This window comes from Algoriphagus algorifonticola (genome assembly GCF_007655305.1).
Lineage (GTDB): Bacteria > Bacteroidota > Bacteroidia > Cytophagales > Cyclobacteriaceae > Algoriphagus > Algoriphagus algorifonticola.
The window spans coordinates 117896-127189 of the sequence record NZ_VLOG01000048.1; the positions used below are offsets into that span (position 1 = coordinate 117896).

At 37.7% G+C, this 9294-nt stretch carries 6 protein-coding genes; 4 read left to right on the forward strand and 2 right to left on the reverse strand.

Annotated elements, in window-relative coordinates; genetic code table 11:
- Positions 1–346: 346 nt before the first annotated feature.
- Positions 347–757 carry a MauE/DoxX family redox-associated membrane protein gene (locus FL972_RS12865; protein WP_144605864.1) on the reverse strand — a complete coding sequence of 137 codons (411 nt, stop codon included), beginning with the start codon at positions 755–757 and terminating at the stop codon, positions 347–349.
- A 1056-nt stretch (positions 758–1813) separates the two neighbouring features.
- On the opposite strand from FL972_RS12865, the gene FL972_RS12870 reads away from it, so the two are divergent.
- Both FL972_RS12870 and FL972_RS12875 read left to right on the forward strand, forming a co-directional pair.
- Positions 1814–2926 carry a histidine kinase gene (locus FL972_RS12870; protein ID WP_186300115.1) on the forward strand — a complete coding sequence of 371 codons (1113 nt, stop codon included), beginning with the start codon at positions 1814–1816 and terminating at the stop codon, positions 2924–2926.
- Positions 2892–3620, forward strand: coding sequence for a LytR/AlgR family response regulator transcription factor (locus tag FL972_RS12875; RefSeq protein ID WP_144605866.1), 729 nt, complete (start codon positions 2892–2894; stop codon positions 3618–3620). The genes FL972_RS12870 and FL972_RS12875 overlap by 35 nt, the downstream gene beginning before the upstream one ends.
- Before the next feature lie 894 nt (positions 3621–4514).
- On the opposite strand, the gene FL972_RS12880 is transcribed toward FL972_RS12875, so the two are convergent.
- Positions 4515–7115, reverse strand: coding sequence for a lantibiotic dehydratase (locus tag FL972_RS12880; protein WP_144605867.1), 2601 nt, complete (start codon positions 7113–7115; stop codon positions 4515–4517).
- A 557-nt stretch (positions 7116–7672) separates the two neighbouring features.
- Here FL972_RS12880 and FL972_RS12885 point away from each other — a divergent pair.
- Both FL972_RS12885 and FL972_RS12890 read left to right on the forward strand, forming a co-directional pair.
- Positions 7673–8419 carry a hypothetical protein gene (locus FL972_RS12885; RefSeq protein WP_144605868.1) on the forward strand — a complete coding sequence of 249 codons (747 nt, stop codon included), beginning with the start codon at positions 7673–7675 and terminating at the stop codon, positions 8417–8419.
- 37 nt (positions 8420–8456) lie between these two features.
- On the forward strand, positions 8457–8897 hold the full coding sequence (locus FL972_RS12890) for a DUF5675 family protein (RefSeq protein ID WP_144605869.1): 441 nt from the start codon (positions 8457–8459) through the stop codon (positions 8895–8897).
- Positions 8898–9294 lie beyond the last annotated feature (397 nt).

A 9294-nucleotide genomic window follows, 5' to 3' on the forward strand; every position in this document is an offset into this window, starting at 1 on the left:
TTGCAGCCTTACTTGCAGGTTTTCAGGCTGCCGGGCCAGCCTCCACAGCTGGCCCTCTTTTTCTCTAACTTTTGAGGTTTTCCAAACCTCGAAGGTTTTAGAAGAAAGCCAAAAACTCTTTTCCCTAGGCATGATCTAATACTCTTCTGAATTTGAATTCAATATGATCAATTACAGGATTGGCAAAATGAAAATAAACAGCTTCATTATTTCTGTAAACTCCGTCCTCATGCCTTCAGTCCACCATTCTTTTACACTGGACAAATGGGTAATCACAAGCGAAACCTAAGTCAAGCAGTTTACCCCACTTTAAACTTTACACTTTAAACTTTACACTTTAAATTTTTCACTTTAAACTCCTCATCCCCCAAATTCCCACAACGATAAGTCCCAGATTTAAATAGAAATGCCCTGACCAACCCAAACTCTCGATAAGTCCCGCACAATTACAAGGAACCCTAGGAAAAGCTCCCACCCAAATCAAGCCCACATAGGTGATAAATACTGTCAATATCAACATGCTTCCCAAGTATCCCCACCATCGTGTAACTGAAAAGAGCAGGAGCAGGGAAATCAGCAGCTCTGCCATAGGAATGGAATAACTCAAAATTTCTGCTAATTCTGCAGGAAATGGCTGATTATGAAAAGCTTTCCTGCTGCTTCCAAAATTGATAACCTTTTCCAATCCCGTATATGTCCACACCAACACTAAAAGGGACCTGATACCTAGCTCAATATCTAATCTTTGTATATCCATCACTTTAAATTTTGAAACATCTACCTTCCCAGATAAAGAAATTCTTATCCTCCTAAGAAAATCTGTTCTGATTGAAGGAAATATAAATTTCCAGAGACTTCATTGTTAAAATCAACAGAAACCCACAGACAGTCAGTTGAGAACGATAAACAACCTCTTAAATCACACGAAAGCAATTCTGATTAAGATGGGTAGACACCTGGGAGCAGAATTTTTACCAGTAGTTTTAGGAGACTTTTTTTATAGTTTGAAAATTATTTTTAATTTCATGCCACTTGCAAGTAATTTGGTTTGGTACCATTGCTGTACTCGGTGGACAAGAATCATTTTTGAATTGTCTTTTCTTAGTGGATTTAAATCTCTTGTTAATCCCTGACATTCAATTGAAACCCATAAGGGAGTCCGAGCCTTTTCTTTGCGAAAAGAATTGGAAAGAATGCAACTAGTGGATTTTCCCGAATGCCAGGGCTTTTTGATCAATATCTAACCTCTGAAAAAAAGGAAAATAATTTATGCTCAGGATATCATGGTGTTTACCGGAAGATCCAGGTCATATGCTTACAAGATTTTAAGACAAGTGAGAGAGAGTAAGGGGAAGTCTAAGCATAATTTGGTTACGATTCAGGAATTTGCGGATTTTCACCATATCCCCGTCAATGAGATTTTAGAAACATTATTTGGTTGACTCCAATAAAAAGGATCTGCATTGGCAGATCCTGATCTTGGGATGTTAACCCCACCGGATTGACGACCCGGTATATGGCCTTTTCTCGGCTAAATAAATAAGTTGAGGCGAAATAGAACCTTAGTTACTCTTTGGCTCCTGCTAAAATCGCCTGATTGATTGACAAAGGAATTTTGGGATTTGCTGATTTCCCCTACAAAATTCCTAATAGCTGGTTAGAGTGGTGGAACACTCACTGGTTAAACTGGTGGTGAATACTTTTTCACCTGGCCTTCTGGAGGGGCTCAAATGCCTGATTTTAATCTGTTTGATTGCCTCCTGGCTTTCCATAAGTTGTTTTGATGTAAACATTGTTTGATGATTTGATGAAAATGAAAAGTATCATTGCTCAGTTTTTAAATCAACAAAATCCAATAAACGACCAGAGTATTGCCATAGAAGGCTTATTCAAATGGATGAGAGACTCTCCCGTTATTTTTTTGTGGTCACTTTGGTTTGCTTACCTATTCGTAGATTGGATGATCAGACTCTTGGGAAATATGACAATTGCCCCTTTTCCCATAATCTTTTGGAATTTCCTGGGCTGGGGCATCATCAATCAGTTTTGGTTTCTGGTATTTCTACCCAATGCCTGTTTTCAAAGAAAATGGAAATCGGAACTGCTAATTTTAATTTCGCTTTTCAGCTTTTACGCTTTTTGGAAATTTTACTTGATAACCTTTCTTACTCCCACAAAAATTGAAGTGGGCTCTTTTCTTCTCAATGAAAGCGCCAGATCTCTTCAGTTTTTACTCAATACCTTGGCGCTCTGGGTATTCTATGTGCTTGCTGTATCCCAGGATAAATTCAAAGCCATGGAAATCAAGTTAATCAGGCTTCAAATTGAACATAAGTCCCTCCAATTAAGCCCACATTTTACACTGAATATGCTAAGCCAATTTTCAGCTTCAATCTTGAACCTTTCTCGGGATTTATTTCAGTATATGTCCAAATTCACCGAGGTCCTTTCTTACAGTTATAAAAATCCGACAACCCATAACTCTCTGGCTCAGGAAATCACCAGTATGAAAAGTTATCTGAACTGTCAAAAATTCAGATTTGGCGAAAAACTCCATTTTCTGGTACTGAATAGGTTCAGCCAAGATCAGCTAAGCCAACTTCCATTGCCTAAATGGACATTGATGACCTTGTTGGAAAATGTATTTAAACACGGAGACTTTACTAACGAAAACAACCCATGCAGCATGACATTTCAAATTTCTGACTCAGGGAAAGGACCACTTTTTTCATTTTCCTTATATAATCCCATCGATATCCAGGTGCATACTCAATTCTCTGAATTTGGTATTGAAGCAGTCAAACGGATTTTAACTTATTATCATCCTGATCATTTCAATTTATACACCTTTAGAAACTCTTTGGAATTCAGCCTTTTATTATATATAGATTATGGAACCAATTTTGAAAGTAGGTCTATTGGATGATGAAAATCATCCCCGAATTTTGTTGACGGAAATCATCGGATCTATTCCGGGATTTGAGATTTCATTTTCCTTAGACGACCCATTCAGAGCTTTAGAATTATTACAAAACAGAGCAGCTGATATCCTAATCACCGATATCAAAATGCCCGGCTTTTCAGGATTAGAACTTTCAAGGAAAATAAATCATTTGGAAATCCCCATTATCATCTGTTCTGGTCATACTGAATTTGGAGTGGAGAGTTTTAAAGTCAATGCAATTCACTTCATTTTAAAGCCCCCCGGGATGATTGAGGTTTCTGAAGCTTTGGATAAAGCCCGTTCCATCATTTCAAAGACCAAATCTCCTGAAAAGGAATATCACCAAGATTTTATTTTGGTTCGGGAGTTGGGTGAATTCAAACACGTCTTCATCAAGCCACTGGATATTAAATATATTGAACAAAAAGGAGAATTAACCTGGATCTATTTAGACTCAGGGGAATTTATTAGAACAAGAAACAGGCTTTATGCAACAATAGAGAAAGTCAACCGCCCTTATATCTTTAAAATTCACCGATCCTTTGCTGTCAATTACATGAAAATAAAATCTTTGGATCAAGGTTATTGTCACTTTGAAGAAAATATTAAAGTACCTATTGGTAGGGAATATCGCCAGGAATTTGTAGAATTTCTCAAATCAAAAACTCTCACTTAAATTCTTGTATGCCAAAGCATTTTCTTCTCTTCATACAAGGTAAATCCTATGCCAAAACATATCAATTCCGGCAGGATCAATTCCCTTAAAGGAGGCAAGGGGGATTTTCCCTGCTTTGATCTCCTATCGTAGGATTTGTAATCCGATACAAACAAAACATCAATCCATCAGCCACAGCGGACAAGTTCTTGCTGGCGTTGAGATTTTTTTCCAAACGGAAAATGTGCCCCAGCGCTGGGCGGGGATTGGTGTACTATGATCCGTGGGTCAAAACCCCTGTCTAGCCGTGGCTGGGCTAATATAATTTGCGCTCCTTTGGAGCTTTGAAAAAGGGTCCAGTTCGAAGGAGTTATAAGTCGCAGCGCGACGAAATATTATATAGCCAAAGATTTCAATCTCTGGAAATTAAGAAGGTTATGAATTTTTCGATGTAGTCCCATAGGGACGGCCGATAAAAATGGTTATTTGAAAGGACAATCCTAAATGGGAAATTAATCTTATTTTCTTGTAATCGTATTTCTACTTTCTTCCATACCTACGGCATGGATTAGGATGAATGATCATTTTTGCTACCGAGCTAAAATCCCTACGGGATTGGGTATTCCCTCAATGTTTTTCGGATATTTTGCTGGCACGGTGATATCGAATCCAAACAAAGCCCATGCGCCAGCACTGGATTGATTATCGTTCAAACATTTACCCCGGGTTTCACACAGGCCTGTGCGACTTTGGCGTGGCAATTAAAGAAATTAAATTTTTGATCTCAATGCCTTAAATCATAGCAGGATCAATTCCCCTTTTAAAGGGGGTAAGGGGGATTTTTAAATTAACTGGTCCTAAAAATAGTTTACAGGTTCTGGTCCACTCCCCTCCTCCAAAAGGGGCTGGAGGAGGTCAGGATCTTCCCTTTGTCCCTTTGACTCTTTTAAATAATTCCTTTCTGATCAACTTATGCAATTCAATGTATATTCGGAACTCCATAGATTGACGCTCTTCTCCAAAAAACCTATTAGCCATCATATGAATGTGATTCCCTACAACCCTGAACCTCTCTTCCTCTTCTTTCTTTAGATTTAGCAGGTTTAGGAAAAGGGATTCATAGTTTTTCTCCCATCCTAATTCCAGAAAGGAACCCATAAAATCCAAATCTATGGAATTTTGGAGTAAATCTTTTTTTTGCTCATAGGGAATAGACTTGACTTTTAATTGTAGAAATCTAAATGCTCCTTCCTTGGAAAATGTCTTTTGAATCAATTTGCTCCATAATTTCAAGCTGATTGCTTGAAAAAAACGATTTCGAAGCTCTTCATCCCGGTAAAATTTAATCGCTTCAATCAATAATTGGGATTCTAAATGGAAGAGCTCTTCAGATATTTTATAAGTTTCAGCCCCGTATTTTTTGATTTCGGGATAATATGGTCTCAACTCAATGGAATAAAAGGAATTCCTGACTTTCCCATAACCCAACCAGAATAATTCTTTTTTCTGCTGGGAATTGACCCTTAAAAACCGAATTCTGACCTGAATGCAGCCAGACTCAGGATAGACTAAAAAGTACCAAACGATTTTCTGTACTGAAACATACTCGATCAATTCCCTGGAGAAATAATAAATCAAGAAATCCCATAAATCCTCTTCATGAATTTTGATTAAAAAATACAAGGACTCTTTATCCTCGGATGAAATAGAATTGATAAAACCCTCCCAGCTCCATTCCTTTTTTTCTCTGCTGAAATTAATGGCAAATTCAGGGTAGATAGTACGGGCAGATTCCTTTGAAATATAACTGTTATCTTCCAGCCAAATAGGATCTGAAAGAGTGAGTTTATTCTTTTTTCTCAGCTCTTCCCAAAAAATCTGTAACTCTTCGTTTTTCTCCCAATTGATAAGTAACTCTCTGTCAAAAATTCCAATTTTTATCGGACATGGAATTTGGTTTCTGATGAGCCACTGTTCAAGATCTTTTCTGACTGAAAACCATTCTTCGTAAACTTTCCATTTTCTGCACTGTAAAATCAGATTACCCCATTGAAATTGAGGGCTTTGTGGAATAAAAGACTTGGATTGAAACTCATAGATCCCTAACCTATAGGACTGTCCTTGATTTAGTTCCCAGATCAACTTGATTAAAGGATGGGAGATTTCTCTTCCATTTAATGGGTGGGTGACAACAGGTACAATCCTTTTTCCGGTGCTTAGTTGATAAATCAAGATGTTACCTTCCCTAATTCCCAGTTCTAAATCACAAAGTGAAATTGCCCAGGGGCCAGATTCCTTCATTGGACTAATGTAATGTTGGAATAATGGGGCTGTCTGACAGATTCCTTGGACATTGCCGGATTCCACAATTTTTAGTTCTGCGTAAATAATGTCTTGATTCCGGAAAACAGTGTCTCTTATTTCCTTTTGACAATTCAATATTGGGCCATAGCGATTGAACCTTCCAAAATAGCTGAATGGCTTGTTACAAACTAGGTTTTCAACCAAAAGCCTGCCTCGATTACATTTTCTAATAAGGAAGTTGAGATCGTAAATTGCATCTGAAACAGGTTTGTTTGTTAATCTGCTTTTTAAATCAACAGGATTTTGAAAGTCCAAACCGGAATAATTCAAATATCCTGAAGGGTCCGCACTGTTTAATAAGACTTGATTTAAAAAATTACCGTAAACAAAATCCGGATAATTCAATAAAATGGGTAAGGGTACAAACCTGTCGTCAAAATGCTCCTGAAACCAATAATGAAATGATTGAATATAGCTGCTTTTTGTCTCAGTAAATAAATTTCCCGCAGTTGCCCAAAAATCTTGAACCCATTGAAAACTATCTTTTCCCAAAGCTATTTTTTCTTTGAAAACAAGATCAATTTTTTGCCTGGGAACTACTCCCATTTCTCTCCTTTGAAAGGTTTTTTGAATGATACCCATTTCCACCAGTTGAGTCCAAAGTTCTTCAATTTCTTGTTCTGGCCATTGGGAATACCAATCCTTAAATTTTGAGTAGGAGATTTTGTTGTCCTGAGAAAGAATTTTCTCTAGCTTCTGAGTAAGAGGATTGGAAGGAATACTCACGAAAGCCCACCGCTCTTCACGGTTCAAATAGCTTAAATATTGATTTCTTCCAAAATTTTTGAATCCCTCAAGTCCTACATAAAAGTGTTCATGTTTTTCCGTCGAATTAGAAGTGAAATCAATCTTGTTCAAAAGGAGTACTTCGGTTAGATCCAACTCATTTTTTTTACCATCTCCAAATTCACCAACCCCTACACCTGCCCAATAGCCAAAAGGAGTAGACCTGAACCTACCTCTCAGCAAATACTTAATGACTTTTCGTTGTTTCCTTTCGGACAACTCCGGAAATGAAACTGACTGAATTTCTTGGTAAAAACTTTCCGAAGAATTTTTGATGGCTTTTACTACCTGAGGCCAATGGGCACATATTTCTTCTATGGATCTTGGGTCCAAATCAAAAAGCGGAGCTCTGAATAAAAATCTCATTTTTTAAACCCCATTCTAATACAGGGTTTCTCGCTTTTCAAAATATTTCAACAGACATCATTTCAACCAAGACAAACAGCTTATATACCCCTATGGCGCAAGTTCAAAGAGTCAGAATTCCCTTGAGAAAATTCAATTGTGCTCATCCATTTGAATGTTTGAGAAAATCTAGACGGCCTTGAAATCCTTTTAATTATCTCATTTTACCTTTTGACATTACTATTCCACCATGATATCCAATCCTGTATTTTGTTTGATAACTATCCTTCTAACTAGCCTCATTCCCTAATACCCCGACACTCCAATATTAATTGTCCTATTGCCTAACACCTACTCCCAACAGTCTTGCCTCAAAGTAATAGGAAAGCTACAGGAGAGTTACGGCAAAGCTGACTTACAATTCATGCTTGAATTACTGTCAAGTCCACAGAGTATTTTATTTCCTTAAATTCCACTAGATCCACTCCTTATATAGATTCTCTAGAATCCACTTTCAATTTGATTTTCAGATACTTGATCTCAGTTTTGGGCATGTTTCACACTAAAATAAACATGCTATGGCAAGACAATCAAGTTTTCTAAAACTCGAAGGGACCATCGGTGATATAACCTTTTATAAAGGGAGGACCGGTTTTAAAGCCCGGCAAAAAGGCGGTGTTTCTAAGGATCGGATCTTGAAAGATCCCAAGTTCAGACGTACCCGTGAAAATCTCCAGGAATTTGCAAGAGCAGCCAATGCTGCTAAATTCTTAAAAGATGCATTTCGAGGCATTGCTCTCAAATCCAGTGATGGGTCCTTGCACAATAGGCTCTATTCCATTGCTACCAAAGTGATCTATTCAGATACCTTGAGTAACAGGGGGGAAAGAAGATTTGAGTTGGGAAATATCCAGCTGATGAAAGGCTTCCAGTTTTCCAATCAATCAACAATTGAAAATACTCTGTTCAAACAGCCACAAATTTCGGATGAACCTGACTCGGTTACTGTTACTATTCAAGCAATGGTGCCGGCTACCTATCTCCGTTCTCTGGTTAATACAACTCATTACAGAATCTCTCTGATTCGGGCCAGTATCAACTTTGTTGATGGAACCTACTCTGAGGAATCTGTGAATTCAGGTGAAATTCCTATTTCCATGAATGAACAAGAAGAGTTGGCATTAACCCTTCCAAAACCTTCAATTCCTGATACTCATCACTTCTTTGCAATGGCATTGGAATACTTGCAGGTGTTGGAAAACGGATCAAAATATGATCTCTACGATTTGACCCAGAATCCAGCTACAATTTTGGTAGTATCCTGATTTGTTTCCTTTGACTTGAATGAAAAATTAGAGTCTGATGAAAATCATTCTGGAAAGAGAATATTGGCCAACCAGTACTCATGGTAGTTTATTCGTCAATGATAAACTAATCTGCCATACGCTGGAAAAACCAAGAATCTCAGGAAACCCAAAAGAGTCTTGTCTTCCGGAAGGTTCTTACCTGATTTTGAAGGAAGACCAGATGCCCTTTCTTTCCTTGAAGAAACATCAAAAAGGAGACTTTGTAGGTGTCCTTTGTCCTCAGGGTTTGATTGGGATTGAATTTCCCCAAATAATTCTACCAGTCCATAAGATTAGGTCTAAAGGCACCGGGACATCTTCCACAAAAGCTTTCGGTAATCTAATGAGAGCTTTTGCACAAGTCAATTGGTTTCGGGATAGTCTTCGACTGGAAATAAGAAGCTCACCGGAAAAGGCCCTGAATCTGGCCTGTTGTGAAATAGCTTGGATGGATTGATTACTTGGGTAAAATTGGGAGGAATTTAGATACTCCTCCTTTTGATCATCACTTTATTTCTCTTTTGTGGAGAAAGATTAGAAAGTCGATGAGTACGAATACTGCATCCTACAATCTCAAACTGGTCATTTAATGAACATGATGGAATTTTTGCCTTTTAGTCCTATAACTGAATAATTATTTGGTCTTCAGGCAAACACATCAAAGTGAATGAATAGTCACAGAATATTCTATCTGAAGTTCATTCATACTGACTGAAATTGAGATGGTAAGCCTTTGTTTATCATAAATAACTAATTGATGGCTCAAATAACCCATATAGGTAATGATAAAAAGTATCTGATTCTCTTTTGGAATAGACCAGTGGGTCTTTGTTCACCTAGGGAATCCAGTTTCA

What these genes read in the sequence shown, in the direction of transcription:
- FL972_RS12865 (WP_144605864.1), bottom strand. Translation starts at nt 757, where the DNA reads ATGGATATACAAAGATTAGATATTGAGCTAGGTATCAGGTCCCTTTTA.
- FL972_RS12890 (WP_144605869.1), top strand. Translation starts at nt 8,457, where the DNA reads ATGAAAATCATTCTGGAAAGAGAATATTGGCCAACCAGTACTCATGGT.
- FL972_RS12870 (WP_186300115.1), top strand. Translation starts at nt 1,814, where the DNA reads ATGAAAAGTATCATTGCTCAGTTTTTAAATCAACAAAATCCAATAAAC.
- FL972_RS12875 (WP_144605866.1), top strand. Translation starts at nt 2,892, where the DNA reads ATGGAACCAATTTTGAAAGTAGGTCTATTGGATGATGAAAATCATCCC.
- FL972_RS12880 (WP_144605867.1), bottom strand. Translation starts at nt 7,115, where the DNA reads ATGAGATTTTTATTCAGAGCTCCGCTTTTTGATTTGGACCCAAGATCC.
- FL972_RS12885 (WP_144605868.1), top strand. Translation starts at nt 7,673, where the DNA reads ATGGCAAGACAATCAAGTTTTCTAAAACTCGAAGGGACCATCGGTGAT.